The following is a 26306-nucleotide window of genomic DNA, read 5'->3' as shown; positions in this document are numbered from 1 at the left end:
GCACAGCGCGCGAATGGTAACGGAGCCGCCGCCAATCCGGCTCCCTGGCCGCCGCTTATAATTTCCAGCCGCTGTGGATGGCGACGATACCGCCCGAAAGGCGGGTGAAGGAAACGCGCGAAAAACCGGCTTCGGCGATCATATCGGCGAAAAGATCCGCATCGGGAAATTTGCGGATCGATTCGACGAGATAGCGATAGGAATCGGCATCACCCGTCACCGCCTGGCCGATCAGCGGGATCGCCTTGAAGGAATAGCTTTCATAGAGCCGGTCGAAGCCAGGAACATCCACATGGGAAAATTCGAGGCACAGAAACCGTCCGCCGCGCTTTAGAACACGGAAGGCTTCTGACAGTGCGCGGGGGATGCGCGGCACGTTGCGGATGCCGAAAGCGATCGTATAGGAATCGAAAGTGCGATCGGGAAAGGGAAGGTCCTCGGCATTGGCCTCGACGAAGGTGAGCCGCTCGGCAAGTCCGCGCTTTTGCGCCCGTTCGCGGCCGACTTCCAGCATGTCGCCATTGATGTCGAGCACGGTGACTTCGGTGCGCGGTGATCCGGCCTGCGCGATGCGGAAGGCGATATCGCCGGTGCCGCCGGCCACGTCCAGATGATGGTAGGGGGCGTTCCGTGGCGGCCGGATTTGGGCGGTGAAAAGATCCTTCCAGACACGATGCATGCCGGCGGACATGAGATCGTTCATCAGATCGTAGCGCGAAGCGACCTTATGGAACACGGCATCGACACGCGCCTGCTTGTCCTGCAACGGGACGCGGGTAAAACCGAAATCGGTTTCATCATCGTCGCCTGGCCGGGGTCTCGTCATGCGGGTCTCCAAAGGCAGGGATCCTTGCCGATTCGGCAGCGGTGAATAGGCAATAACGCGCATTTCGGCCGTGGAAAAGCGTCTTGCGCCACAACCGGCAAAGGCGCTGCGGAAGAATCGCGGAAAATCCATCGCGTGACATTCCGGGAATCGGAGGAAAATGCATAGAGCGTTTCGGATATATCCAGAAACGCTCCACTCAAAAAACAGAGCCTTTTCAAGGCAGTCAAATCGCGAAATGATTCAATAGTTTAGGAAAATGCTCTAGTGCCATCGCGCCACCGCATCCTTTGCCGCCTTTGCCGGTCAGAGCTGTGGTAGGAGGATGGCTCTGGGAATTGTCAGGGAGCCTTGCAATGCAGGACCGAAACGCATCCGTTCATCGGTGGCCGGCCGCCCTGGTCACGGGTGCGGCGAAACGGCTTGGACGCGCGATCGCCGAACATCTGGCGCGCGAAAACTACCGTCTCGCGCTTCATTGCAGCGAAGCTTCACGGCCGCAGGCCGAGGCCCTTGCAGCTTCTCTGCGCGCGGAAGGCAAAATCGCGGAGGTCTTCGCTTTCGATCTCGGCGATCTTGCCGCCGTCTCCGCCGCAATGGCGCAGGTGTGTGAGAAAATCGCGCCACTCTCCTTGCTCGTGAATAATGCGGCCCTATTCGAGCCCGACGATGCGATGCATTTTTCCGCCGATCTCTGGGAACGGCATTTCGCCGTCAATCTGCGTGCGCCGGTCATCCTTTCCGGCGCTTTCGCGGTACAGGTGCCGGAGGGGGAGGAAGCGGCGATCATCAATATCGTCGATCAGCGTGTCTGGCATCTCTCGCCGCAATTCTTTTCCTACACTTTGAGCAAATCGGCGCTCTGGACCGCGACGCAGACAATGGCGCAGGCCTTCGCGCCGCGCCGCATCCGCGTCAATGCGGTCGGGCCGGGACCGGTGCTGCCCAATCATCAACAGGGTACCGAGGGATTTGAGCGGGAGGTCGCCGGATTGCCGCTTGCCCGCGCGGTGACGCCGGAGGAAATCGCCGAGGCCGTGCTTTATCTGGCACGGGCGCAGAACGTCACCGGTCAGATGATCGCGGTCGATGCGGGTCAGCACATCGGCTGGCAGACACCCGATATTGTCGAATAAGGTGCATGACGCAAAGGGTTACAGGCGGTTGACAGAATGGCTGCATTTCGCCGAGCTTAGGAAAGCTATGCCGCGTGCAATATTTCTAGCGGGCGCGGTGAGAGAAACCCCACACTCTTTCATTTCTGTCGAGGATTGGTCATCGGGAATGCAGGCAGTCCAGTTTCCAGAGGATAAGCAGGGCGGGAATATTGGCCGGACAAAGGTTGGCAGGTCGGGCTTGCCTGCGGCATTCTTCCGCGCATGCGTCTTCGGATCTTTTTTCGTTCCGTTTCTCTTGAATGTGGATGGTGTGGCGCGTGCTCAAAACGCCCCCGCGACAGCACTGGCAGGGGAAGCTTCGAAAGGTGGAGCGAAGGGTGCTTCAAAGCCGGAGAGCGCTTTCGTTCCACCGCATCCGATTGCCAGCGACGTGATGAAAAATTGGCCCGCCTATCCGGAATCGGCCAAAATGGCCAATCAGCAGGGCGTCGTCTTGCTGTCCATGAGAATTTCGGCGAAGGGCGAGCCTCTGGATGTCCGGGTCAAGAAGAGCAGTAGCTTCCAGATCCTGGACCAATCTGCCGTGGCCTCCGTGCGCCGCTGGCATTTCGCCCCGGCGACCAAGGACAATGTTCCCGTCGAGATGGACGTCACGCTGCCAATCAATTTTTCGCTCAAACAGGAGCAGCCCTCCGCCGCTTCAGCGCAAACCACGCCTGCCGGTGTGAAGACCGGTGCTCCCAAAGCGGCCGCTTCCGGCACCCATGACAAGCCGGTAGCGAAAAAATCGCCCAAGCCTCCGGAGAAACCCAAAGCCGCGTCAACGACCAAGCCGGTAGTGACGACCAAGCCGGTAGTGACGACCAAGCCGGTAGTGACGACCAAGCCGGTAGTGACGACCAAGCCGGTGGTGACGACCAAGCCGGTGGTGACGACCAAGCCAGTAGAGGAGCCGAAGGCGGCAACGACGCAATAAGCCTGGGGCGGATAGCGATAGCCACTCCTCAAGCGGGTGCACTTTCGCGGCGCTCCGCTCCATCAGGCCTCGCCGGACTCTTCCTTGTTCTTGTTTTTCTTTGACTTCTTGCCTTCAGGCTTTGGCTCGGCATTTTCGATCCTCCGGCTGAGGGATTTGTCGAGAATGGCGGGCGGGGGAGGGAACCGCCGGATGATGGGTTCGCTCGCGGCTTTTTTCTTTTTCGCCTTTCCTGCCTTGACGGTTTTCGGTTCCTTTGCGTGCGATTCTTTCTCTTTCGCCTTCTTCCCTTGCGGTGCCAAGGGGTGTTCGGCATCGGCTTCGCGCGTCGATTTCGCGAGCCCGCGCGAAGGTTTCAGCCGCCTGGGATTGGGACGCCCGATGAGTGTTGCTTTGGCCGCCTCCTTTTTCGGATGCGCTGTCTCGAGGGAAGTGGTGAGAAAATCCGTTACCGCGCGGGTGAAGGCGGCCTCCGCTTCTATGTGGGATATATGCGCCGCCGGTAAGGTCTCGAGCCTCGCGGATGCGATGGACTCGGCGATAGCATGTCCCTCCGCGGGCGGCGTTGAAGGATCCGCGTTGCCGACGATCACCAGCACTGGTTGTTTCACCACACGGATCGCTTCGTGGAGATCCATGTCGCGTATGGCTGTGCAGCAGCTGATATAGCCTTCGCGGTCCGTCCGCTCGAAACGCGCGCGTACCGGAGCGATGAGCTCAGCATGGGCCGCGCGGAATTCTGCAGTGAACCAGCGCTCGAAGACGGCATCGGCAATGCCCGCAACGCTTTGGGCGCGCACCATCGCGATCCGGGTGTTCCACAAATTGGGATCGCCGGGCCGCGCGGTCGTATTGGCGAGCACCGCCCTGTCAATGCGCCCGGGTGCGTTGGCGAGCAGCCATTGGCCGACCATGCCTCCCATCGATTGGCCGAGCCAATGGACGCGTTCAATGCCTAGTCCATCCATGATGCCTAGCGCGTCACGGCCGAGATCGGCGATGGAGCAGGGGCCCGGCGTGATGCTGCTCTCCCCGTGGCCGCGTGCGTCATAGCGCAGAATGCGGAAAAAGGGGCTGAGCGCCTCGGCCAGCCGGTCGAAGATGTGCAGGCTCGCCCCGAGCGGATGCGCCAGCATCAGGACGGGCGCGGCGGCATCGCCCTGCAGCAGCACATGAAACGAGCGGCCGTCAACGAGGATATGCGTCATGCTCCAGGTTTCCTTTGCCCGGGTTTCCTTTGCGCCAGGTGCTTCTTGCCTTGTGCCGCACCGTGCCGGCCTTGGCGCCGAATCGCGGCCAACTATAGGAATCTATAAACCCTTCGTCCGGTGACGATAAGGGCGGGACGTTTCGCTGAAGGTCTTCCCGCGAAATTTCTGCGCTTTTCCACGCGGTTTGCTTGCGCGCGGAAGAAACCCGCGCCATTTTCACCACGAATTTGCCTTGTGGAATTTGCCTTGAGGGATGTGTCGCCAGGATCGCGGCCAAAAGAATCATGCGCGGTGGACGGCACCGATTGAGGATCGAGACCATGAAGCCGGATCAGGATCTTCTCGAACTGGCGCAGGCCTGGAAAGAGAGTGGCCGCGCCGTCGCGCTTGCCACAGTCATCGAGACCTGGGGCTCGGCGCCAAGGCCCTGTGGCAGCCATCTCGTCATTGATGGGGAGGGCCGTTTCGAGGGATCTGTTTCCGGCGGCTGTGTCGAGGCCGAAATCATTACCGAGGCGATGGAGAGCCTGGAGGATGGCAAGCCACGGCTTCTGGAATTCGGCGTCGCCGATGAAACCGCCTGGCGCGCCGGTCTTGCCTGCGGAGGCAGAATTCGCGTTTTTGTGGAAAGGATCGACTGATGCAGTTGGCCCTGCTGGCGCAGCTGAATGCGGCGCGGCGCGCGCGCAAAAGCGCACTGCTCGTCACCGATCTTGCGACCGGCGCGCAGGAGCTTTTGGATAATGAGACGCTCGCGGCCGAGGATCGCGCCGGTGTCTTCACCACTTTTCTGCAAAGTGGCCTGAGCGGCAGTCTCGATCACGAGGGGCGCAGCCTGTTCGTCGAGGTCCATCGGCCACCGCCGCGTCTTCTGATCATCGGTGCTGGCCATATCGCCCAGGCGCTCGTGCCTTTGGCGCGGATGACCCGCTTCGATCCCGTCCTTCTCGATCCGCGCACCGCTTTTGCGACGCCCGAACGATTTCCTGATGTGCCGCTTCTCGCTGAATGGCCGCAAGATGTCCTGCCGGGCCCTTGGCTTGACGCGGGGACGGCGGTTGCTGCCTTGAGCCATGATCCGCGCATCGACGATCCGGCGCTTTCGGCTGCTCTCAAGGCCGATTGTTTCTATATCGGGGCGCTCGGCTCGCGCAAAACCTACGGCAAAAGGCTTGAACGTCTGCGGGCGGCCGGATTCGATGAGGCAAGCCTCACCCGTCTCCATGCGCCGATCGGCCTCGATATCGGCGCGGTGAGCCCGGCGGAAATCGCCGTATCGATCATTGCCGAAATCATTGCCGCCAGCGGCCGCAAACCCCTGCGTGGCAGCGGACCACAGCCGGTTGAGGCGGCGCGGGCCGGTGGCTGATGATCTATGCGTGAAATAAATATGAGCGAAGACAAAACCATTGCCGCCGCCATTCTGGCGGCGGGGCAGGGCCGACGCTTCGCCGCGACGGGCGGCGGCAACAAGCTCCTGGCCTCGCTGCGGGGACGCCCCCTGATCCGTCATGTGACGGAAGCCGCGCTGGCCGCGCCTGTGCATCCTGTGCTCGTCGTAACCGGCCACGATGCGGAAACCGTCGAAGAGACGCTGGAGGGTTTGCCACTGACCTTCGTCCGCAATGGAGATCATGCCATGGGCCTTGCGACCTCGCTTCAAAGCGTGGTCTCATCCTTGCCTGATCAGGTGGAGGGCGTCGTCGTTCTGCTCGGCGATATGCCGCTGGTCTCGGCGCCTTTGATTGCCGGACTGGTGGAAGCCTTCCAGACACAGCCAGTGAAACCGGCGGCGGTCGTCCCCGTTCATCAGGGCCGGTGGGGTAATCCGGTCCTGCTCGGGCGTGCCCTGTTTGGTGCGATCGGCCATTTGGAGGGCGATCGGGGAGCACGCACGCTCATTGAGGCCGTCCGCGACCATGTTCTTGAATGGAACACCGCTGATGCCGGAATTCTCTTCGACATCGACACGGAAGCAGGGCTCGAATCCGTCCGTTAGAGAGCGATGCCGAAACATTCCGTGCGGGCACCCAGGGGTGTGTCTACTGGCCGGGCATTACCGGCAATAAATCCTCAAAACAATTGCAGGCTCTTGAGGCTCACATGGCCTTGCCGGCCGATGATGAGATGGTCGTGGACGCTGATCTCGAGACCCTTGCCCAGCGCCGCGATCTGCTGGGTCATGGCAATGTCCTCCCGCGAAGGTGTCGGATCGCCGGAGGGATGATTATGCACGAGAATGAGGGCGGAGGCGCCAAGCTCGAGTGCCCGCCGCATGATTTCGCGCGGATAGACCGGCGCGTGATCGACAGTGCCTTCGCCCTGCACTTCGTCGGCGATCAGCCCGTTCTTGCGGTCGAGGAAGAGAACGCGGAATTGTTCGCGCTCGAGCTTGGCCATGGCGATACGGCAATAATCGATGAGCGCCGAGAAGCTTGAAAGGGTCTGCCGGCGCCGCACCGAGGGCCGGCTGCAGCGGATGGCGGCGGCTTCGACAATCTTGAATTCCGTGATGACCGCATCGCCGACGCCCTTGAACTCGGCCAGCCGGTCGGGATGAGCCGCGATCACCTCCGCGAAGCTGCCGAAATGGTCGACAAGCGCCTTGGCGAGGGGTTTCATATCGCCGCGTGGAATGGCGCGAAACAGCAGTAGTTCGACCAGTTCGTAATCGGCGAGCGCCGCTGCACCCGCATTGCGAAACCTCTCGCGCAGACGTTCCCGGTGCCCGTGATAATGCGGTTTCGCCGCCGCGCCGCGGCTCTTCCCCGGAGAGGCACCAGTGAGACTTGTATTTGCCTCCCCATCGGTTTCCGCCTCCGGGAAGCGGCCCGGTTCAGTCATTAGAGGCTGAGCGGCTTCCAGCACTCCGGAGACCGTCTCCGGAGTGTGGCCAGACGATCCGCGGGAGATGCGGCTTTTGGTCATACGCCAGCAGGCTGAAAGGGAGGATGATGCAGGCCGCGCGGCGAGAGGGTGAAGATTTCACAGCCGGTTTCGGTGACGCCGATCGCATGTTCGAATTGTGCTGAGAGCGACCTGTCGCGGGTGACGGCGGTCCAGCCGTCGGCGAGAATTTTGACATGCGGCCGGCCGAGATTAATCATCGGCTCGATGGTGAAGAACATGCCCGCCTTGAGCACGATGCCATCGCCGCGGCGGCCGTAATGCAGGATGTTCGGCTCGTCATGGAACAGGCGGCCAAGCCCATGGCCACAGAAATCGCGCACGACGGAGCAGCGCTCGGCCTCGGCATATTCCTGGATCGCGGCGCCGATGTCGCCGGTCGTCGCGCCGGGACGCACGACGCCGATGCCGCGCATCAGGCATTCATAAGTGGTCTCCACGAGCCTCTGGGCGCGGCGCGAGACCTCGCCGACATAATACATTCGGCTCGAATCGCCATGCCAGCCGTCCTTGATGAAGGTGACGTCGATATTGACGATATCGCCTTCGCGCATGCCTTTATTGTCAGGGATACCGTGGCAGACCACGTGGTTGATTGAGGTGCAGACGGATTTGCGATAGCCGCGATAATCGAGCGGCGCCGGGTAGGCGTCATTGTCCATGGCGAATTCATAGACGAATTTATCGATGGCCTCCGTCGGCAGGCCCGGCCGCACGAGATCGTTCATAAGGTCCAGTGCTTCGGCGGCGAGACGGCCGGCCTTGCGCATGCCTTCAAAGGCCTCGGGCCCGTGCAGCTTGATATGGCCAGTCTTGCGGCCCGCGCTTTCCACGGCATCGATGAAGGTCATGGTGGTAATCCTGACTGATTGGCATGCGGATGAACGGCGGCCTTGCGGTAGAATATCGCTGGAACGAGCCGCTGAAAACGGGCCATTTCGGCGTTATTCCGCACTTTACCGGTGAGCGGCCCTGGCGGAGCGGCAGCCGCGCATCCAAACGAAAATGTTCGATATGGTTGCCAACATAAGCAGCCGCGCCGTTTCGGAAAAGAGGCGATCCGCGCAAGGACTGCCCGATGTCTGAAGGGATCGGGTCGGCCCGCAGGGGCTGTGCAACCGAACCGCACTGTCCTGATCGTGATCCTTGGCGGGAATGGGAGTTCCGACCGGACGCTCCTGAAATTATTCGAATTGTAAGCATTTTTGAAGGGGATATTCTGGACAGGTTGCGGATCACCCGCCAAAATTCCCGAATTGCTCGATAGACTGGCGCGGGCAGTCCTTGCGACAGAGGGCGCACGATAGACAGCTGACACTAACGGAAGAACGTAAGCAGACGGGCGAAAATCCGGTTGGCGAAAAGATTGGTCAAGAGCGAGTGCGGGGGAGGTTTCACATTTTGCGGTCCGACATATCCAAGACCCAGGCCGGGGAGAATGATCTGTCGCATTTTGGCCGTTATGCGCCGCAGGGGGCTTTGGCGCATCTTCTCAATCTGACGCGCGGCGCTTCGCCGAGCTGGGCCGGACGCAAAGGTGCCTTTCTGGTGCGATCCGTGGCGGCCCGCGCCATGAAAGGGCGCGCCCTCGACGTCGAGGCGCTCGGCGCGAGAATGCGGCTTTATCCCTATGACAGCCTGCGCGATCAATGGCTTCTGTTCACTCCGCAATATTTCGACCCCGCAGAGCGGCGATGCCTTGAAGCCTGCATGCCGCAGGATGCGGTCTTCATCGATATTGGCGCCGGTTTCGGCGGCTACAGTCTTTTCGCCGCGGCTGCCACAGGGGCGGCCGCGCGCATCCTCGCCATCGAACCCAATCCCGAGACATTCGAGCGTCTCGTTTTCAACATCGGCCAGAATTCCTTTGCGACGGTCAAGGCGCTCGCCTGCGCCATCGCCGATCATGATGGGGAAATGCTGCTCATCATCGATCCGCCGCGCGGGGCGTTCCGGGTTGCCGGCGGAGCGAAGGAAAGGCTGCTGGAAGAGCGCGTGAAAATTCCCACCAAAAGCCTCGCCACGCTGGTGTGGGAGGAAAAGCTCGACCGTATCGATGTCCTGCGCCTCGATGTCGGGGGCGCTGAAAATCTCATTCTCGACCCATTTCTGCGCGCCGTGCCGGAAACGCTCTGGCCACGCTTTCTGTTCGCTGAATTTGCCTCCGATCAACTGGCCGAGGAATTTTGGGAGCGCGTCGCCGCGCTCCATTACCGGCCGTTGCTCAAATCCGCACGCAAGGGCATTTTCGAGCGCTGTTGACGCTGCCACGCCCTGAAGCCCTGAAAATTGTGGCGGGAAGCCTTTTTGCCGCCGGTTCGGGCTTGTTTCAAATCGCTCTCCGGTTAGAAAAGCCCTGTTCCTTCCGGCAGTTTCGACGGGCGGAACGGTCGCCGCGTGCGTACATGATCTGGAAAGGCGGATAAACCTTTCCGGAAAAATGTGATGCGTTTACAGAAACAGCGCTTGTTGCCCGCGTTTTCAGTCGGGCGGCGGTCCATCCTCTTTCTGCTCCACCCACGCCACTGTCTCCGGCCCAGCGCGCCGGCCTGTTTCAGGAACCCACGATGAGCCAAGCCGATCCGTTGCCGCAGATTGTGACCCATCACGACAAGGTATTGATCATCGATTTCGGTTCGCAGGTCACGCAATTGATCGCGCGCCGCGTGAGGGAGACAGGCGTCTATTGCGAAATCGCGCCGTTCCAGTCGGCGGCCAGAGCCTTTGACGCACTGGCGCCCAAGGCGGTGATCCTTTCGGGCGGACCGGCTTCCGTGCTCGATGCCGGTTCCCCGCGTGTGCCCGAGGCCATTTTCCAGTCCGGGGTTCCGGTGCTTGGTATCTGCTATGGCGAACAGGTGATGGCGGTACAGCTCGGCGGCCGTGTCGGTGCTGGCGCGACACGTGAATTCGGCCGCGCCGATGTCGAGGTTCTGGCGCCGACCGCGCTGTTTGATGGCGTGTGGGAAAAGGGAGGCACCTATCCGGTCTGGATGAGCCACGGCGATACGGTGACCGATCTACCGCCAGGCTTCATCCGTGCCGCGACCTCGCGGCAGGAGGCGATGGCCGTCATGGCCGATGAAGCGCGTCGCTATTATGGCGTCCAGTTTCATCTTGAAGTAGTGCATACGCCGGACGGCGCGAAACTGATCGAGAATTTCGTCCATAAAGTCGCGGGTCTTTCGCGCGATTGGACGATGCGCGCCTTTCGTCAGGAGGCGATCGCCGCCATCAGGGCCAAGGTCGGTGACGGCCGTGTCATTTGCGGCCTCTCGGGCGGCGTCGATTCCGCCGTCGCCGCGCTCCTGATCCATGAGGCCGTTGGCGACCGTCTGACCTGTGTCTTCGTTGATCACGGCTTGCTGCGCCAGGGCGAGGCCGAGGAGATCGTCGGGCTGTTTCGCGGCCATTACAACATACCGCTGATCCACGCGGAGGCGCAGGACCTGTTTCTTGGCGCACTCGCCGGCATCACCGATCCCGAACAGAAACGCCGCATCATCGGCAAATTGTTCATCGAAACATTCGAGGCGGAAGCAAGAACCATCGCCGCCGACGGACGTGGGGAACCGAAATTTCTCGGGCAGGGAACCTTGTATCCCGATGTCATCGAGAGCGTCTCCTTTACCGGCGGACCGTCGGTCACAATCAAGTCGCATCATAATGTCGGCGGCCTGCCCGAACGCATGAACATGCAGCTCGTCGAACCCTTGCGCGAATTGTTCAAGGATGAAGTGCGCGAGCTCGGCCGCGAACTCGGCCTGCCGGAAGTCTTCGTCGGCCGCCATCCCTTCCCGGGGCCAGGCCTCGCCATCCGCTGCCCTGGCGGAGTCACACATGAGAAACTCGCCATTCTGCGGCAGGCCGATGCCATCTATCTCGACGAGATCCGCAAGGCGGGTCTCTACGACAAAATCTGGCAGGCCTTCGCGGTGCTCCTGCCGGTGCAGACGGTCGGTGTCATGGGGGATGGCCGCACTTACGAATATGTCTGCGCGCTAAGGGCAGTAACATCGGTCGACGGCATGACGGCGGATTTCTACTCTTTCGAAATGGATTTCCTCGGCCGAGCGGCAACAAGAATTATCAATGAAGTGCAGGGGATCAATCGCGTTGTCTACGATGTGACGTCCAAGCCGCCTGGAACGATCGAGTGGGAGTGACAGGCAACATAAGCTGGAGGATTAGATCGTAGTTCTTCGGAGAGCCGGCGGTGGTTTTCTGAATGTTTTTCCCAGACCATGGGGCGCTGCTGAAAGGCTGTGTCTCCGATCGATTGATGCGCCGCCTGCGGCGGACCCCATTGCTTGTGCAATTCACGAGCGTTTGGATCAATACTAAGATGAGTTGTACACTGTAGGTACCTGTTTTCTCATGCTAGCAGCACAACGCGCCGAACATATCTACTGACTGACTGTCGGGAATCGCGATCGTGGTGCCCGGGACGATATTCGAACGGTTCGGCGCCAAGTTCTTGGACCACCGCCTGGATTTGGACCTAGTCACCGTGGATTGAACGCTCAAGTCAATCCCGTGGGCGGAACGGTCGATAGCGTCGATGACGCCGGGCTCCGTGCCGCAGAGTATTCAATCGAGAAGGGTTAGTTCCAGGGTAGCTGGACCACGCCCGCTAAAGACATGCTGCAGATCGTGAACGCCTATTACGACGTCCGGGACATCTATCTGTTGTTGTCTCAAGGCTGCGTCGCCGGCGGAGATCAAGGTGGCGAATGCCCGGCTTTGCCGGTCGAAGCACCCACGACTATGACGCCCGGTGGATCGCCGATGATGCTGCCCCGGCCGGTTGATCGACCGACCACGTGCCTGTCCTTGGGCGGAACCTGGACGAGCAGAGGGCGGAGCCTTGCCATCTCGGCAGTCGCCCCCCAATGGGTGGCGCTCAGGACGGCCGAAGAGGCGATCGCAGCGCGGCTGAGTACTCTGAGCTTGTCGTTGCACTCTCCATATCGGCGCCAGCGGCAAGTCGGCCGCAGCTGTGTCAACGCGATGCGCGAGTACGATCAGACCTCAATGTGGGTCGAGGGGGCGACATCGGGAAGATCCTGTTTATACAAAGAGCCCTACAGAGAGTCTCCCTTTCGAAATTGTCAAGCAAAGCAAGCTCATGTTGTCGGCAAACAGCTATGATCCTGGCTACGGCACTGTCAGAACGCCGCGCAAGCTGTTGAGTGTGCGGAAGGAGTGCGAGGACCCGTCCGGCTGCGCCTAAGAAGTCATCAACCGGCCAGGCCGTTTGGAACCGTCGAGGGCAAGCGCGTGGCCCTCGATTTCGCGCCGCACATGAAGCTTCACGGTGGTTCATGCGGTTGTGCGCCGCTACATGCTGTTCGACCATCTCCACAAGAAGGTGGCACGTTACCAACAGGACTCAACTATCGAAACGCTGCTGAAGCGCGTCGATGAGCGTGACACTGCGGCCTGCCGACAAGGCGATGTAGTCTGGCACATGCAAGGGTCCGACAAAAGCCCGACGATGGTGATATTGGTCAAGTCTATTGTGACTGTGTACTCGTCGGCATACATCGTCATCGCGACGGATCGCATCGATCTCGGCGACCAGATCGCCAAGGCCTTTCGCGCCACTGGCCAGCTACGCCAGTGTATGCGCTATAGCTCTAGCTTTGTCCGAATGGGCCAACTTTGGACGCCGATCCGTGGTCAATTCTGCGGGCCGATTGATACTCTCCGTCTGATCGGATATACTAAAAACGCTTGAGGCTGCGTTCGCAAATTCCAATACACTTTGCGACAGGACATACGCGCCTACGAATCTCATCTGCCGTCACTCAGAAAAAAATGCTCCGCGATGGGAGGAAGATTATGAGGCATATCATTACCCGCCTAGCGTCCACATGCGTCGCGTTTTTCGGGCTCGCGATCTATGGGACGCAAGCGCAGGAAACCGTGCTGCCGAAGCCGCAGCCGCCATTCGGGGGCGTCATCGGACGGACGGTGAAGGACTCCCGTCCGGACTTTCCGAAGGGCGTGGAGGCTCCGAAGGGGGCGCCCAATGTTCTTCTAATCCTGACGGACGATGTCGGGTTCGGCGCGAGCAGTACCTTTGGCGGCCCGATTCAGACGCCCACATTCCAGCAACTTGCGGATGCGGGATTGCGCTATAACACGTTCCATACGACTGCCCTCTGTTCGCCCACCCGGGCGGCGCTGATCACGGGGCGCAACCATCATAGCGTCGCGAGTGGCGTCATCACAGAAATGGCCACCGGTTATCCGGGTTACAATTCACTCGTCCCCAAGAGCGCTGGTTCGATCGGCGAGGCGTTGCGCGAGAACGGATACAATACCTCGTGGTTCGGCAAGATGCACAATGTCCCGGACTGGATGTCGAGCCAGGCGGGGCCTTTTGACTTGTGGCCAAGCGGCCTGGGCTTCGAATACTTCTACGGCTTCATTGGCGGCGACTCGGATCAGTGGCATCCGGCACTGTTCGAGAACACCCGGCCCATCGAACCGTATTTGGGCAGGCCCGACTACATCCTGGATCACGATCTGGCCGACAAAGCGATCGATTGGCTGCGGATGCAACACACTTTGGCGCCCACCAAGCCATGGTTTCTGTATTACGCGACTGGCACCGCGCACGCGCCGCACCACGCCCCAGCGGACTGGATCGCGAAATACAAGGGCCAGTTCGATCAGGGATGGGACAAGGTTCGTGAGGAGACGCTGGCTCGTCAGATCAAGCTCGGCATCGTCCCCAGAAATACCGACCTGACCAAGCGACCAGAACAGATTCCCGCCTGGGACTCGCTCTCGGCGGATCAGAAGCGTCTCTACGCCCACATGATGGAAGTTTACGCAGGCGCGCTATCCTACGCCGACAACCAAATCGGCCGTGTGATCCAGGCAGTGAAGGAAGGAGGTCAACTCGATAACACGCTTATCATTTTCATCATGGGCGATAACGGCGCGAGTGCGGAAGGCTCTTTGCAAGGCACCACCAACGAGGTCGGCACGGCGGCCAATGGCGTCAAGGAGAGTCTGCCGTTTCTTCTCTCGATGATCGACAAGCTGGGAGGACCGACGACCTACAACCACTATCCGGTTGGCTGGGCGCATGCCATGGATGCGCCGATGCAATGGACCAAGCAGGTCGCTTCACATTTCGGAGGCACACGCAATGGTCTGGTGATCTCGTGGCCCAGCCATATCAAAGACGTGGGCGCCATACGCCCACAGTTCGCGCATGTTATCGACATCGTGCCGACGATCTACGAGGCGACGGGCGTCACGCCACCGACAGAGATGGACGGCGTGAAGCAGCAGCCGCTGGACGGAACCAGCCTCGCTTACACCTTTGGTGACCCGACTACGCCGACGCGCCACTCGACCCAGTATTTCGAGCTGGTCGGCAATCGGGCCATCTACAAGGACGGCTGGATGGCGAGCACAACGCCGCTGCGCTTGCCCTGGGTAACGAGCGGTTACGAGCCCAATCCTGACGACTTCAAATGGGAACTTTACCACGTCAGCGAGGATTTCAGCCAGGCGCACAATTTGGCGGCTCTGAACCCTGACAAGCTAAAGGAATTGCAGGGCGTATTCGACGCCGAGGCGAGGAAGTACAATGTCTACCCCTTGGATTCGAGCTTCGCATCTCGTGTCGATCCAGCGATCCGACCGAGCCTGACGGCCGGGCGAACGGAGTTCACCTATTATCCGGGAATGATCCGCATACCCGAGGGCTCGGCGCCGAACTTCAAGAACAAGTCCTGGGCTATAGCGGCTGACGTGACGATTCCGCAGGGCGGAGGATCGAACGGCGTTCTAGCTACGATCGGCGGCCGTTACGGCGGTTGGGCGCTATTGATGCAGGACGGCAAGCCGGAATTCGCATACGCCTATTCCAATCAACCCGGGCACAAATACCGGATCGTCAGCGACCAGCCGGTCCCTCCGGGCGATCACGCGATCCGCTTCTCCTTCAAGTACGACGGTGGCGGTTTCGGCAAGGGTGGGACCGGAACCCTGTTCGTGGACGGCAAGCAGGTTGCCGAGGGACGGGTCGAGCAGACTATCGGCTCGCGCTTCTCGCTCGACGAAACTTTCGATGTCGGAGAGGACACCGGGACCCCGGTGCTGGAGGAGTACGCCGACAAGATGCCGTTCGCCTTCGACGGCACGCTCAAGAAGTTCCTCGTCGTTCTAGAGCCTGAGAATTTGAGCGAAGAGGAGAAGCAGCAATTGCGTGCCCAGGAAGCCGCTGGAGCGATGTCGCTCCAGTAGCTAGCGCCGTATCAAGACCCCGACCATCCTGCCCTGCGCTGAAACCGTCTCCATGCTGTTCGGGGTACTGCTAGCCTCCAGCGAGATCGTGATGCGCAAGGTTGATGGATGGTAGGACGTCGCCGAGAAGCCATCCGATCAGGTCATTGACCTCTTCACCTGATCGGATAGGCTGCGGCCGGCGGCGTCCAACGTCAGCATGATCCGCCGCATATCGTGGGCGATCTGCTGGCCGCCGAAATCGGTGAAAAGCACATACACTCAATCAAATACCAACTGATGATTGCCAAACTGCTGCCCGCCAAGGGTCTTGACGACTTCGCCTTCGACGGAAGACCGATCAACGAATGGCGGGTGCGCGATCTCCAGCAGGGCGACTTTATCGACTTGCACGCAAAGTCGCTCTCATCTGTGGAACCGGCACGGGCAAGACGCATCAGGCCATCGCTATCTCCCGCGCTTGCGTGCGCGCCGGCAAGGACGGTTCGCGCATCATTGCGACATCGTCGAAACGGGAGACGAAAGCTAGCGTCTCAAGCACCACGCCTGACCCAAGGCCGAGGTAAGCAGTCTTAGCCCTAGTTGGCAGCGAAGCAAGCGCGTACTGAGCCGAAGCCATCGACATGGGCTTCATAAGTCTCACCAAATTTCACAGCCACCATAGGGCCAAGTGCACCTGACAGGACTGTATCCCCCGCGTGCAAGGGACGATTGGCCCGTACCATGGTCCTTGCCAACCACCAGACAGCATTGAGTGGGTGGCCGAGGCAAGCAGCACCGACACCGCTTGAAACGAGTTCGCCGCGATTGAACATAGCCATGCCGCTCATCCGCAGATCGAGACTATCGAGACGGCGGGGCCGGTTGCCGAGAACGTAAAGACCGGATGATGCATTGTCGGCAATCGTATCGACGATACCGATGCGCCATTCGGCGATCCGTGAATCGACAATCTCGATGGCAACGACAGCATATTCCACGGCACTCATTACGTCTGCGAGAGTTATATGCTCGCTCGTGAGATCGGCACCGAGCACGAAAGCGATTTCCGCCTCGACCTTGGGCTGGATGAGCCGATCAGGGGCGATCTCCCAGCCGTCCGGTACCCCCATGTCATCGAACAGCATGCCATAATCGGGCTGATCGACACCCAATTGCTTTTGCACTGCTTTGGAAGTGATCCCGATCTTGCGGCCAGAGAGAATCCGGCCCTCGGCAAGCGCGCGGTTCGTGCCGATCTCCTGCACGGCATAGGCAGCCTCGAGATCACCCGCAGGCAGCCGCGCAGCAATGGGAGCACAGGGTATGCGGGTGATTGCTGCGCGCTGAAGCTCATCCGCGAGTAGGGGAATCTCCGCGCTATCCAAACGCGGTGCAAGTGTAAGATCAGACATGGCGGGCATGGCTCAACGGTTCAGTAGAAAATCGATATGGATCCGGTTGAACGTATCGGGATCCTCATATTGTGGCCAATGCCCGCAATTCTCCATCACTGTAAACCGGCTGTCCTTGACGAGATCTGCCAGGCGCTGGCCAACCTCCACCGAAGCGGTCGGATCATGGGTCGTCCAAAGCACCAGGGTCGGCGCGGTGATGCGGCCCAGTTCCTCCTGTGTCAACAGGTTACGCATACGCACATCCATGTCCTGCAGGCACATGATGCGTTCCATCGTCTCGATCATCCCCGGCTGACGGAAACAGGCAAAGCGTGCCTCAACGAGATCCTCGGTGACGATGGTCGGGTCAAGCATCAGAAATTCGAGCCGTTTCCGCGTGGCTTCCCGATCTGGCGAGCGTACGGCGGCGAGGCTTAACGTCTTGAGCCGTTCCATGACCTTAGGATCGGCGATCATGCCGCCCGCCGTATTGAGAACCAGGCGATCGATCCGTTCCGGATAGGTCGCGGCAAAGCGAGCTGCCACCCATCCTCCCAGGGATTCACCGGACATATGCACTTTCTCGACACCCAGGGCATCGATCAGATCACGTAAATGTTCGACATAATCAATGATTTCATAGCTGCGTGCAGGCTTGTCCGTGAAACCATGGCCGAGCATATCCACGGCCAGCACACGGAAATGCACCGCATGCGCCAAAATATTGCGCTGATAGGCCTCAAGATGGCCGGAAACCCCATGCAGCAATAACAGAACAGGACCTTGTCCTGCCTCTAGCACGCGGGTACGTACACCCTTGGCGTCGATAAAATGCAAATGGATGTCACCACCAGCGATGGCTGACCATAGGGATCGCAGTTCCGGCTGTGTGCCGCTCGATATCTGTGTTCGCGTTAAAACCGGATGCGTTGCCTGTGCTGCTTCCATTATGGCGTGTTCCTCGACGATATTATTCACGCCTTGCAAAATGGATAAACCTCCAGGACGACGCCAATACATAATCCCGCAGTCATTAAGACTTTTCATGTCTTATTTCGGTTCCCGGCCCAGACCTTCATTTACCAGGTTGCGGAACGCTGAAAGTTCGGGCGATTGATTCTCCCTGTGCCACGCCATGCAGAGAGGCACGCTTGGAACCGGCGGCCGCAATGGGCGGACCGTGACATTGCGGAACAACAATTGTTCCACATAATCGGGCAGCAGGGTGAAGCCATCGCCGAGCCCGACAACAGCCATCATCGTCAAGACGGAGTCTACATCCTGAGATGCGGTCGGTTCAACCTGCGCACTTCGCAGATAGTCCGCGACTACCTGGTGTAGGCCGCCCGCTGTTTCAGGAGAAATCCGCAGAAATGGAAACCGCACCATTTCTCTGATATCGATCTCGTGATGGACACTCATAGGGTGGTTCTCTGCCATTACCACCATCAGATGTTCGGTCAGGATCGTTTCCAGGGCGAGCGATGGATCGGCTATAGGCGGGCGCAGGAAGCCAATGTCGATCTCCTTGTTTGCCAGCGCTTCGATCTGCTCCAGCGTCGTCAGGCTCCGAAAAATCAGATTGAAATTGGGAAAGCGCGCACGCATCGCCGTCAACATTTTGGGGAAGATTTTAACCTCGGCGGCAGGCAAAAAGCCGATGGTGAATTTCCGTTCAGCGACTTGTGCCGCACGGCGTGCCATGACCACCGCCCGCTGTGCCTGAGCGAGAACGAGGCGGGCTTCATCCAGAAACACCTTCCCTGCCTCGGTCAGGGTGACTTGCCGCTTATTGCGGATCAAGAGTGGCGTACCAATTTCCTCCTCGAGATCACGGATCTGCTGACTGAATGAAGGCTGTGCCGTATTCAACCGTTCCGCTGCGCGCGTGAAGTTCAATTCCTCGGCCACGGCCACGAAATATCTAAGATGTCTAAGCTGCATGGATACACTTAGACATTTTACATCTCACTTCGCAAGAAACAAAATATTTCCACTGTCTCTCCATTGGTGCGAAATCTCGCGTCACCTGCACACCCGGACCACTTAATGAACCGGGTCATCGGAACCAAGGGAGGTCACTCTATGCACGACAAGCTTGACGTCCGCACACTGATCGATGTCCAACACGGAACGATCAAGCCGGTCATTTATGCTGATCGGAATATATATGAGCAGGAGCTTGAGCGGATTTTCGCGCGTTCATGGCTGTTCCTGACCCACGAAAGCCTCATCCCGAAGGCTGGCGACTTTTTCAATACTTATATGGGCGAAGATCCAATTCTTGTGGTCCGGCAGAAGGATGGATCTGTTGCTGCCTTCCTGAATCAGTGCCGTCACCGCGGTATGAAACTCTGCCACGCCGATGCTGGCAATACACGTTTTCTGACATGCCCCTATCATGGCTGGGCTTATGGACTTGATGGCGCCCTTGCCTCTGTTCCTCTGGAGGAGGAGGCTTACAGAAGCCGGTTGAACAAATCAAAATGGGGCATGCGCCGTGTGCCGCGTCTCGCCATCTACAAGGGGCTTGTCTTCGGCAATTGGGATGTGACCGCTCCGTCGCTTGAGGACGACCTAGGTGACATGGCGTGGTATCTCGATGGTTTCCTTGACCGTCGTGATGGTGGTACTGTTGTTGTCGGCGGTATCCACAAATGGGTGGTTCCCTGCAACTGGAAATTTGCTGCCGAGCAATTCTGTTCCGACCAATATCACGCACCATACACTCATGGCTCCGCAGTGCAGGTGCTTCAGCCCGTGACGACGAATAAGCCGGATGGTTCACCTCTCGGAATAGGACAGACGGCAAAGCCAGCCTGGGCAAACGGGCTTGGAGGAATCCAATTTTCCGGCAACGGTCACGGCAGTGCGTTCTTCTTTACGGAAAACGCCGATGCCAATGTGTGGGTGGCAGGAGCTGTCTCAAACTATTTCCGCGAAACGTTCCCCGAGGTGGAAGAACGTCTCGGACGCGTGCGGGCTCTGCGTCTTGCCGGCCACAACACGATGTTTCCAACGCTTTCATGGCTCAATGGCACGCAGACTCTACGTGTGTGGCATCCTCGTGGGCCAAACGAAATCGAAGTCTGGGCGTTCTGTATCGCAGATGCTGCCGCGCCTGATGATGTCAAGGAAGCCCTCAAGCAGAGCCATGCCCGTGCTTTTGGCCCGGCGGGCATGTTGGAACAGGACGATTCCGAAAACTGGGTCGAAGTGCAGAAAGTGTTGCGAGGCCACATCGCCCAGCAGACGGATCTCTGTGTGCAAATGGGTCTTGGCTTCGAGGAAAAGCGTGCAGACGGCATTCCTGGAATCACCAATAATACATTTGCAGAGACAGCAGCCAGAGGCTTTTATAAGCGTTGGTCCGATATGATGTGTGCATCGAGCTGGGCCGAGATCAAGGCGCTTGCCGCATCCTACGAGGCCGAGGTGATGGTCGGTAAGGAGGCGGTCTATGCTTGAAGCCGTTACCTCGATCCCATTGCTCGGTGAACCAAGCCCATTGCCGGACGCCGTATTGCAACATGAGGTAGAGCAATTTCTCTACCTTGAGGCGTCACTGTTGGATGACCGGCGTTTCCGCGAATGGCTTGGTGTCGTCGCGGAGGATATATCATACACCCTCGATACCAATACACTTGCGCAGGTGCGGGACCGTAAAAAGAATTTGCATCCTGCTACGACCTATATCTTCAAGGAAGACAAATATCAGCTTGAGCGCCGTATTGCACGGCTTGAAACAGGGATTGCCTGGTCAGAGGAGCCTGCTTCGCGCACGCGTCATTTCGTCTCGAATATCCGTATTTTATCGATTGTCGAGAACGAATTGGAACTTTCGTGCAATTACATGGTCCATCGCGCTGCGAAAGAGCGTGATCATCATACATTTATCGGGACTCGTCGTGATCGTCTGCGTCGCGTCGAAACAGCATCGGGATGGGAATTGTTCGGCCGGCATCTTGAACTCGATGAATTCACCCTGACCACCGCCAATATCAGCATCCTGTTGTGAATCATGAAAAAATTATATGTCTGTACCACGGCGGATCTTCCGCCCGGAGGGGCGCGCCGCCTGGATACTAGTCCCGCGATCGCACTCTTCAATCATAATGGCGATTATTACGCACTGGCAGATCTGTGCACACATGGAAGCGCATCCATGTCAGAGGGCTATATCGAGGATGATTGCACCGTCGAATGCCCGGTCCATACCGCTCATTTCTGCCTGAAAACCGGTAAGGCGCTGACCCAGCCCGCGACCGTGGATCTCGCCACCTTTGAGACGCTCGTCGAGGGCGATGCAATCTATGTATTCGTGCCGACAGGAGATAGGTGATGGGAGCACTGCAGGATCAGGTGGTTCTCATCACCGGTGGAGGGTCGGGGCTCGGCCGTGCATTGGTCGAGCGTTTCCTCGCCGAGGGGGCCCGTGTCGGCGTGCTGGAACGGTCGGCGGAGAAAGTCGCACAACTCGTAAAGGATTTTCCCAGAAATTTCGTCGCTGTTGTCGGCGACGTGCGCAGTATGACAGATAACGAAAAGGCTGTTGCCGCGACGATAGCCAATTTCGGTCGCCTTGATTGTTTTATCGGCAATGCTGCGGTCTGGGACCACGGCATAAGTCTCGTCGATATCTCATCGGAGAATCTCCCTGCGGCGTTTGACGAACTCATAGGCGTCAACCTGAAGGGCTATCTGTTAGGCGCCAAGGCCGCCACACCGGAATTGCTCAAATCACAGGGCAGCATGATCTTCACCCTGTCCAATGCGGCCTTTTATCCAGGAGGCGGAGGCCCTCTTTACACGGCCTCGAAGCATGCAGCTGTCGGGCTCGTACGGGAGCTCGCCTACGAACTTGCACCGAAAGTGCGTGTCAACGCGGTAGGACCGAGCGGCATGGCGAGCGATTTGCGCGGCCCAGAGGCACTTGGCCAGCAGGATAAAAGAATTATGGATTCGCGCACTCCCGAGGCGATCCGGGCGATTCTGCCGCTCCAGTTCTTCCCCGAACCCGCCGATTTCACCGGTCCCTATGTGCTTCTGGCTTCCCGTACGGACAATCGGACGCTCTCAGGTGTGTTGATCAATGCCGACTGCGGACTTGGAATTCGCGGCATCCGGCATGTCGCCGGTGGATTGACGCTCTAACCGACACAACAACAAACGCGTCGGCGTATCATCATGGGAGGATCTGCATCATGTGTCTCAAACTCATCTGTGTGTCGCATAGCCCGATGATGGATTTCATCCACCCTGAGCCCCAGGTCGAGACCACCGCACGTGACATGTTCGCGCATCTTGCGCAGGAAGTTGAGACATATGATCCGGAAATGATCGTGCTGTTTGCCCCTGACCATTTCAACGGCTTTTTTTACGATCTGATGCCGCCATTTTGCATTGGCATACGCGCGCAATGCGCCGGTGATTGGGATATCGGCGAAGGTCCACTCAATGTGCCCGAGGCCATTGCCCATGACTTGGTGAAGTTTGTCAATGCAAACGATGTTGATGTAGCCTATTCCTATCGCATGCAGGCGGATCACGGTTTCACCCAGCCACTGGAATTGTTGACCGGCAGTGTGACGCGCTATCCCACCATTCCCATTTTCATCAATAGCGCAGCAAAGCCCCTGCCACCCTGCCGGCGTGTGTTGAAGCTTGGGGATGCGGTGGGGCGTTTCCTCGCTGGGCGGCCTGAGCGCATTCTCGTCATCGGTTCTGGCGGCCTCTCGCATGATCCGCCGACGCCGCAATTTGGCTCTGTCCCACCAGAAGTAGAGGAATTCCTGATTGCTGGCCGTAATCCAACGCCAGAGGCGCGGCGCAAGCGCCAGGAGAATGTGTTGAACAATGGCCGGCTGCTTGCCGAGCGCAAGGGGAATTCGCAGCCACTCGATCCGGAATGGGATCTTGGCCTCATCGACAATTTTCTCAACGATGATCTCGATCGTTTCCTTACCATGACGGACGACGAAATCCTGGAACGGGGAGGACGCGGGGGACACGAAATTCGCACATGGATCGCTGCCTTTGCCAGTCTCAAAGCCGCAGGCCGCTATAAAGCGCGGAGACGTTATTACCATCCAATCGATGAATGGATCGCCGGCATGGGCATGGTCAGCGCCGAAAGCCTGGTTGCGTGAGGGCAGAATGATGAACGCAAGGGCCGATGTAAGCGATGTACCTGTGTATGTTGTTGTGGGGGGCGGCCGGGCCGGCGCTTCTGCCGTAGCCGCCATGCGGGAGGCAAACTTCAGCGGGCGAATCCTTCTGGTGGGTGCTGAACCATATCCGCCCTATGAGCGGCCGCCGCTCTCAAAGGAAATGTTAGTGAAGCCCGAAGCGGCGCAACTGACCATTTATCCCGAAACCTATTATGCGGATAAGAATATCGAATGTCTGTTTGGCGGCTCCGTAGTGCGGCTCGATTCGGCCGCACATCGTCTCACGCTTGCCTCCGGCGAGGAGTTTACCTTCGATAAATTGCTGCTCGCAACCGGCGCGCGGGCGCGTGCCTACCCGCTGCTTGATCAGCTTGGCGAGCGCGTATTCACCCTGCGGACACGCGACGACTCGGAGAGATTGCGCAGCGCGCTTACACCCGGTTGCCGTCTTTTGGTGGTGGGAGGCGGCATTATCGGACTCGAGGTCGCGGCAAGTGCCATTGCTCTTGGTGCAACAGTGACTGTGATCGAACGTGCTGACCGCCTGATGGCCAGAGGCACTCCTGATCCGCTCGTTGATATCTTGCGCCGATTACACGTCGAAAAGGGAGTGAGGTTCGAATTGGGGGTAACCCTGAACGGGGCCTCATGCAGCAACAATGGCGACGTCTTATTGCGCGCTGAAGATGGCCGTCCATTCATCGGTGATCTGGTTGTCTATGGCATCGGTGTTGAACTCAATACTGAGCTCGCTGTCTCCGCTGGGTTGCATGTGGAAAATGGCATTGTCGTGGATGAATACGGTCGTACCAGCCGGCCGGAGATATACGCCGCCGGGGATGCCGTGCGTCAATGGAATCCGGCGACGCGTCATCACCAGCGTTTTGAAACCTGGGCCAATGCGCAGAGCCAAGGCGCGGCTGTCGGGCGTAGCATGGTTACCGGGGAACCCTGTTCCATGGATGTGCCCTGGTATTGGACCGACCAGTATGGACATAACTTTCAGGTCGCCGGTTCTCATGAAGCATCGGAATGGCTTCATCGGAATACAGGGGAGGGCTTCAAATCCACAATGCTGGGGCTTGTGGACGATGTGGTTGTCGGCGCTGTCACAATCGACAATGGACGAGAAATGAGGCCGATCCGTACCATGATCGCCAATCGTTTCAAGGTGACGGATCGCGCCCTGCTCGCCGATCCCAGAGTGGATTTGCGCAAACTGGTGGAATGCGGTCGCTGAAAAAGGCGCCGAATTTTATGCAGCTGCCCGACAGCACGGGAACAATATCAAATATTTCGGGAGTTGATGGAAATGGCCAAACTGAAATGCGCGATCATCGGCTCCGGCAATATCGGAACTGATCTGATGATGAAGGTCGTGCACACTGCGAGGAACCTCGAAATGGGTGCGTTGGTTGGCATTGACCCTGATTCTGATGGCCTCGCCCGCGCTGTACGTCTTGGCGTTCCGGTGACGCATGAAGGGATTGAGGGGCTGATGCGTATGCCGCGGTTCAGTGAGATCGCACTGGTGTTCGACGCGACATCCGCCAAGGCGCATGCCACCAACAATACCCTGCTTCAGGCTCATGGCAAAAAGGTCATCGACCTCACGCCCGCCGCCCTGGGCCCCTTCACCATCCCTGCCGTTAATGGAAATGCTAATATCAACGAGTCTAATGTCAATATGGTGACCTGCGGCGGGCAGGCCACAATTCCCATTGTCTATGCCGTCCGTCGGGCTGTCCAACGCCTCGTCTATGCCGAAATCGTCGCGACCATTTCCTCACGGTCGGCGGGCCCGGGCACGCGCGCCAATATCGATGAATTCACCGAGACGACCTCGAAGGCTATCGAGCAACTGGGCGGAGCGGAGCGCGGGAAGGCGATGATTATCCTCAATCCAGCAGATCCGCCGCCAATCATGCGCGATACGATCTTCACCCTCTCCCAGGGTGGTGAGCGCGAGGCCATAGAAGCCTCGATTCTCGACATGGTGCAGGCCGTGAACGCCTATGTGCCGGGCTACCGCTTGAAACAGAATGTGCAGTTCGATGTCATCGGTGACAATGCTCCGGTACGCATACCCGGCATCGGCCTCGCGACCGGATTGAAGACCACCATCCTTCTCGAAGTGGAAGGTGCAGGCCATTACCTGCCTGCCTATGCCGGCAATCTCGATATCATGACCTCGGCGGCTTTGGTCACAGCCGATCGCTGGGCCGGGGCAGTGCTTGCGAAGGAGGCTGCATGATGGCGCGTCCGAACACTGACAAGATTTACATCCAGGACGTCACCCTGCGTGATGGCATGCATTCTGTTCGCCATCAATATGAGATCGACACAGTCCGGTTGATCGCCCGCGCTCTTGACGCGGCGGGGGTCGATGCCATTGAAATCTCGCATGGTGACGGCCTGACTGGCTCGACATTCAATTACGGCTTTGGCGCCCATGACGACGCCGATTGGATCGCCGCCGTGGCGGAGGTCTGCACGCATGCTGTTGTCACTGTTCTGCTCTTGCCCGGTATCGGCACCACCCATGATCTGAAAAATGCCTATGCGGCCGGTGCCCGTTCAGTACGGGTCGCGACCCATTGCACGGAAGCCGATGTCTCGCGTCAGCATCTGGCGGCAGCGCGTGATCTCGGCATGGATGCGGTTGGCTTCCTGATGATGTCCCACATGCTCGAGCCGGAGCGACTGGCGGAGCAGGGCAAGTTGATGGAGAGCTATGGCGCTGAATGTGTCTATGTGACGGATTCCGCCGGAGCGCTTCTGCCGGAGGATTATTTCGCCCGAGTCCGTGCGATGCGCGACACCTTAAAGCCGGAAACGGAAATCGGCGTGCATACGCATCACAATCTGACGCTCGGCGTCGCCAATGCCGTCGCGGGCATCGAGGCTGGTGCGGTCCGGGTCGATGCCTCGCTCGCCGGCATGGGCGCCGGTGCAGGTAATGCCCCGCTCGAAGCCCTTATCGCCGTGCTCAATCGCAAGGGCCTCGACACCGGCTGCGATCTTTACCGCCTGATGGATGCTGCCGACGACCTTGTCCGTCCACTGCAGGATCGCCCTGTGCGAGTGGACCGGGAAAGCCTGTCGCTGGGCTACGCCGGCGTCTATTCGAGCTTCCTGCGCCACGCCGAAAATGCCTCGAAAATCTATGGCGTCGATACACGTGAGATCCTCGTCGAACTTGGACGCAGACGCATGGTGGGAGGACAGGAAGATATGATCCTCGATGTCGCTCTCGATGTCGCAAGAATCAGAGAAAACACACAATAAGCGATGACGATTGCCTCAGGGCTACAATTGATGCGAACGCTCCGTCTCCGAGCGACAACGGAGTAGGGCTACAAATTTTATGGATGCGTGCCAGCACCGAAATGAAAATCTGGGTACAACCGTGGCAAATCGTGATCCAGCGAAATAAACGCTGAATGAATAA

25 protein-coding genes and 1 pseudogene are annotated in these 26306 nt (G+C 58.9%); 18 read left to right on the top strand and 8 right to left on the bottom strand.

The genetic code is table 11. From position 1 onward, the window contains the following. Positions 1–55: 55 nt before the first annotated feature. On the bottom strand, positions 56–826 hold the full coding sequence (gene ubiE, locus DL88_RS00650; RefSeq protein WP_034991148.1) for a bifunctional demethylmenaquinone methyltransferase/2-methoxy-6-polyprenyl-1,4-benzoquinol methylase UbiE: 771 nt from the start codon (positions 824–826) through the stop codon (positions 56–58). Positions 827–1182: 356 nt separating this feature from the next. On the opposite strand from ubiE, the gene DL88_RS00645 reads away from it, so the two are divergent. Next, the gene (locus DL88_RS00645; protein WP_034990680.1) at positions 1183–1962 is read left to right on the top strand and encodes an SDR family oxidoreductase; all 780 of its coding nucleotides are present in this window, start codon (positions 1183–1185) and stop codon (positions 1960–1962) included. Positions 1963–2254: 292 nt separating this feature from the next. Beyond that, a complete protein-coding gene (locus DL88_RS19130) occupies positions 2255–2920 on the top strand; it encodes an energy transducer TonB (RefSeq protein ID WP_169741516.1) in 666 nt (221 codons plus the stop codon). 62 nt (positions 2921–2982) lie between these two features. Here the strand turns inward: DL88_RS19130 and pcaD are convergent, their stop codons facing one another. Both pcaD and DL88_RS00630 read right to left on the bottom strand, forming a co-directional pair. After that, a complete protein-coding gene (pcaD, locus tag DL88_RS00635; protein ID WP_084704719.1) occupies positions 2983–4128 on the bottom strand; it encodes a 3-oxoadipate enol-lactonase in 1146 nt (381 codons plus the stop codon). Further along, positions 4109–4453: a hypothetical protein gene (locus DL88_RS00630; RefSeq protein WP_034990678.1), complete on the bottom strand. Its 345-nt coding sequence runs from the start codon at positions 4451–4453 to the stop codon at positions 4109–4111. Before DL88_RS00630 ends, pcaD begins: the two co-directional genes overlap by 20 nt. On the opposite strand from DL88_RS00630, the gene DL88_RS00625 reads away from it, so the two are divergent. Genes DL88_RS00625 through DL88_RS00615 form a run of 3 tightly spaced genes read left to right on the top strand, consistent with a single transcriptional unit; the run spans position 4452 to position 6130 of the window. After that, complete coding sequence (locus DL88_RS00625; protein ID WP_034990676.1) at positions 4452–4772, top strand: XdhC family protein; 321 nt, start codon at positions 4452–4454, stop codon at positions 4770–4772. The genes DL88_RS00630 and DL88_RS00625 overlap by 2 nt on opposite strands. Further along, entirely contained in the window at positions 4772–5500 is a 729-nt protein-coding gene (locus DL88_RS00620; protein WP_034990675.1) for an XdhC family protein, read from the top strand. The genes DL88_RS00625 and DL88_RS00620 overlap by 1 nt, the downstream gene beginning before the upstream one ends. Before the next feature lie 21 nt (positions 5501–5521). Next, positions 5522–6130 carry a nucleotidyltransferase family protein gene (locus tag DL88_RS00615; protein ID WP_034990674.1) on the top strand — a complete coding sequence of 203 codons (609 nt, stop codon included), beginning with the start codon at positions 5522–5524 and terminating at the stop codon, positions 6128–6130. Between the two features lie 74 nt (positions 6131–6204). Here DL88_RS00615 and radC read toward each other — a convergent pair whose 3' ends face one another. Both radC and map read right to left on the bottom strand, forming a co-directional pair. Then, on the bottom strand, positions 6205–6975 hold the full coding sequence (radC, locus tag DL88_RS00610; protein ID WP_034990673.1) for a RadC family protein: 771 nt from the start codon (positions 6973–6975) through the stop codon (positions 6205–6207). Positions 6976–7055: 80 nt separating this feature from the next. Next, positions 7056–7889 (bottom strand): type I methionyl aminopeptidase, encoded by an 834-nt coding sequence (map, locus tag DL88_RS00605; protein ID WP_034990672.1) that lies wholly within the window; start codon positions 7887–7889, stop codon positions 7056–7058. Between the two features lie 550 nt (positions 7890–8439). Here map and DL88_RS00600 point away from each other — a divergent pair. The 5 genes and pseudogenes from DL88_RS00600 to DL88_RS20710 all read left to right on the top strand — a co-directional run. Next, positions 8440–9300 (top strand): FkbM family methyltransferase, encoded by an 861-nt coding sequence (locus DL88_RS00600; RefSeq protein ID WP_051955421.1) that lies wholly within the window; start codon positions 8440–8442, stop codon positions 9298–9300. Between the two features lie 305 nt (positions 9301–9605). After that, a complete protein-coding gene (guaA, locus tag DL88_RS00595) occupies positions 9606–11204 on the top strand; it encodes a glutamine-hydrolyzing GMP synthase (RefSeq protein WP_034990671.1) in 1599 nt (532 codons plus the stop codon). A 1151-nt stretch (positions 11205–12355) separates the two neighbouring features. After that, on the top strand, positions 12356–12778 hold the full coding sequence (locus DL88_RS00590; protein WP_034990670.1) for a hypothetical protein: 423 nt from the start codon (positions 12356–12358) through the stop codon (positions 12776–12778). Between the two features lie 104 nt (positions 12779–12882). Continuing rightward, entirely contained in the window at positions 12883–15309 is a 2427-nt protein-coding gene (locus tag DL88_RS00585; protein ID WP_084704716.1) for an arylsulfatase, read from the top strand. 186 nt (positions 15310–15495) lie between these two features. Continuing rightward, a pseudogene (locus DL88_RS20710) lies at positions 15496–15794 on the top strand (ATP-binding protein); the annotation flags it as partial. 93 nt (positions 15795–15887) lie between these two features. On the opposite strand, the gene DL88_RS00580 reads toward DL88_RS20710, so the two are convergent. The 3 genes from DL88_RS00580 to DL88_RS00570 form a co-directional block, all read right to left on the bottom strand. Beyond that, complete coding sequence (locus tag DL88_RS00580) at positions 15888–16703, bottom strand: 2-keto-4-pentenoate hydratase (protein ID WP_034991141.1); 816 nt, start codon at positions 16701–16703, stop codon at positions 15888–15890. Between the two features lie 12 nt (positions 16704–16715). Further along, positions 16716–17633 carry an alpha/beta fold hydrolase gene (locus DL88_RS00575; RefSeq protein WP_084704790.1) on the bottom strand — a complete coding sequence of 306 codons (918 nt, stop codon included), beginning with the start codon at positions 17631–17633 and terminating at the stop codon, positions 16716–16718. A 102-nt stretch (positions 17634–17735) separates the two neighbouring features. Then, the gene (locus DL88_RS00570; RefSeq protein ID WP_034990669.1) at positions 17736–18629 is read right to left on the bottom strand and encodes a LysR substrate-binding domain-containing protein; all 894 of its coding nucleotides are present in this window, start codon (positions 18627–18629) and stop codon (positions 17736–17738) included. A 141-nt stretch (positions 18630–18770) separates the two neighbouring features. Between DL88_RS00570 and hcaE the strand changes: the two genes are divergently transcribed. The 8 genes from hcaE to dmpG all read left to right on the top strand — a co-directional run bounded on the left by hcaE (position 18771) and on the right by dmpG (position 26143). Beyond that, positions 18771–20153, top strand: coding sequence for a 3-phenylpropionate/cinnamic acid dioxygenase subunit alpha (gene hcaE, locus DL88_RS00565; protein WP_034990668.1), 1383 nt, complete (start codon positions 18771–18773; stop codon positions 20151–20153). Continuing rightward, positions 20146–20703 carry a 3-phenylpropionate/cinnamic acid dioxygenase subunit beta gene (hcaF, locus tag DL88_RS00560; protein WP_084704713.1) on the top strand — a complete coding sequence of 186 codons (558 nt, stop codon included), beginning with the start codon at positions 20146–20148 and terminating at the stop codon, positions 20701–20703. Before hcaE ends, hcaF begins: the two co-directional genes overlap by 8 nt. A 3-nt stretch (positions 20704–20706) precedes the next feature. Then, on the top strand, positions 20707–21027 hold the full coding sequence (hcaC, locus tag DL88_RS00555) for a 3-phenylpropionate/cinnamic acid dioxygenase ferredoxin subunit (protein WP_034990667.1): 321 nt from the start codon (positions 20707–20709) through the stop codon (positions 21025–21027). After that, the gene (gene hcaB, locus DL88_RS00550) at positions 21027–21839 is read left to right on the top strand and encodes a 3-phenylpropionate-dihydrodiol/cinnamic acid-dihydrodiol dehydrogenase (protein ID WP_034990666.1); all 813 of its coding nucleotides are present in this window, start codon (positions 21027–21029) and stop codon (positions 21837–21839) included. The genes hcaC and hcaB overlap by 1 nt, the downstream gene beginning before the upstream one ends. 50 nt (positions 21840–21889) lie before the next feature. After that, entirely contained in the window at positions 21890–22834 is a 945-nt protein-coding gene (locus tag DL88_RS00545) for a 3-carboxyethylcatechol 2,3-dioxygenase (RefSeq protein ID WP_034990665.1), read from the top strand. Between the two features lie 7 nt (positions 22835–22841). Next, complete coding sequence (gene hcaD / locus DL88_RS00540) at positions 22842–24095, top strand: 3-phenylpropionate/cinnamic acid dioxygenase ferredoxin--NAD(+) reductase subunit (RefSeq protein ID WP_169741515.1); 1254 nt, start codon at positions 22842–22844, stop codon at positions 24093–24095. A gap of 72 nt (positions 24096–24167) precedes the next feature. Beyond that, positions 24168–25109, top strand: a complete 942-nt coding sequence (locus DL88_RS00535; RefSeq protein WP_034991136.1) for an acetaldehyde dehydrogenase (acetylating) — start codon at positions 24168–24170, stop codon at positions 25107–25109. Beyond that, on the top strand, positions 25109–26143 hold the full coding sequence (gene dmpG, locus DL88_RS00530; RefSeq protein WP_210165247.1) for a 4-hydroxy-2-oxovalerate aldolase: 1035 nt from the start codon (positions 25109–25111) through the stop codon (positions 26141–26143). Before DL88_RS00535 ends, dmpG begins: the two co-directional genes overlap by 1 nt. The last annotated feature ends 163 nt before the right edge of the window (positions 26144–26306 follow it).

Origin of the sequence: Beijerinckia mobilis, assembly GCF_000745425.1 — a bacterium.
Lineage (GTDB): Bacteria > Pseudomonadota > Alphaproteobacteria > Rhizobiales > Beijerinckiaceae > Beijerinckia > Beijerinckia mobilis.
Note: the sequence above shows the minus strand (reverse complement) of the source record. Positions and strands in the feature narration are given on the sequence as shown.

Bases quoted from the DNA above. Each gene is read 5' to 3' on its own strand.
- DL88_RS00545 (WP_034990665.1), top strand. From the start codon at position 21,890: ATGTGTCTCAAACTCATCTGTGTGTCGCATAGCCCGATGATGGATTTC.
- DL88_RS00645 (WP_034990680.1), top strand. From the start codon at position 1,183: ATGCAGGACCGAAACGCATCCGTTCATCGGTGGCCGGCCGCCCTGGTC.
- DL88_RS00570 (WP_034990669.1), bottom strand. From the start codon at position 18,629: ATGCAGCTTAGACATCTTAGATATTTCGTGGCCGTGGCCGAGGAATTG.
- map (WP_034990672.1), bottom strand. From the start codon at position 7,889: ATGACCTTCATCGATGCCGTGGAAAGCGCGGGCCGCAAGACTGGCCAT.
- guaA (WP_034990671.1), top strand. From the start codon at position 9,606: ATGAGCCAAGCCGATCCGTTGCCGCAGATTGTGACCCATCACGACAAG.
- DL88_RS00615 (WP_034990674.1), top strand. From the start codon at position 5,522: ATGAGCGAAGACAAAACCATTGCCGCCGCCATTCTGGCGGCGGGGCAG.
- DL88_RS00630 (WP_034990678.1), bottom strand. From the start codon at position 4,453: ATGGTCTCGATCCTCAATCGGTGCCGTCCACCGCGCATGATTCTTTTG.
- hcaC (WP_034990667.1), top strand. From the start codon at position 20,707: ATGAAAAAATTATATGTCTGTACCACGGCGGATCTTCCGCCCGGAGGG.
- DL88_RS00625 (WP_034990676.1), top strand. From the start codon at position 4,452: ATGAAGCCGGATCAGGATCTTCTCGAACTGGCGCAGGCCTGGAAAGAG.
- radC (WP_034990673.1), bottom strand. From the start codon at position 6,975: ATGACTGAACCGGGCCGCTTCCCGGAGGCGGAAACCGATGGGGAGGCA.
- hcaB (WP_034990666.1), top strand. From the start codon at position 21,027: ATGGGAGCACTGCAGGATCAGGTGGTTCTCATCACCGGTGGAGGGTCG.
- hcaF (WP_084704713.1), top strand. From the start codon at position 20,146: ATGCTTGAAGCCGTTACCTCGATCCCATTGCTCGGTGAACCAAGCCCA.
- hcaD (WP_169741515.1), top strand. From the start codon at position 22,842: ATGATGAACGCAAGGGCCGATGTAAGCGATGTACCTGTGTATGTTGTT.
- DL88_RS00535 (WP_034991136.1), top strand. From the start codon at position 24,168: ATGGCCAAACTGAAATGCGCGATCATCGGCTCCGGCAATATCGGAACT.
- DL88_RS00575 (WP_084704790.1), bottom strand. From the start codon at position 17,633: ATGGAAGCAGCACAGGCAACGCATCCGGTTTTAACGCGAACACAGATA.
- pcaD (WP_084704719.1), bottom strand. From the start codon at position 4,128: ATGACGCATATCCTCGTTGACGGCCGCTCGTTTCATGTGCTGCTGCAG.
- DL88_RS00585 (WP_084704716.1), top strand. From the start codon at position 12,883: ATGAGGCATATCATTACCCGCCTAGCGTCCACATGCGTCGCGTTTTTC.
- hcaE (WP_034990668.1), top strand. From the start codon at position 18,771: ATGCACGACAAGCTTGACGTCCGCACACTGATCGATGTCCAACACGGA.
- DL88_RS00580 (WP_034991141.1), bottom strand. From the start codon at position 16,703: ATGTCTGATCTTACACTTGCACCGCGTTTGGATAGCGCGGAGATTCCC.
- DL88_RS00620 (WP_034990675.1), top strand. From the start codon at position 4,772: ATGCAGTTGGCCCTGCTGGCGCAGCTGAATGCGGCGCGGCGCGCGCGC.
- dmpG (WP_210165247.1), top strand. From the start codon at position 25,109: ATGGCGCGTCCGAACACTGACAAGATTTACATCCAGGACGTCACCCTG.
- ubiE (WP_034991148.1), bottom strand. From the start codon at position 826: ATGACGAGACCCCGGCCAGGCGACGATGATGAAACCGATTTCGGTTTT.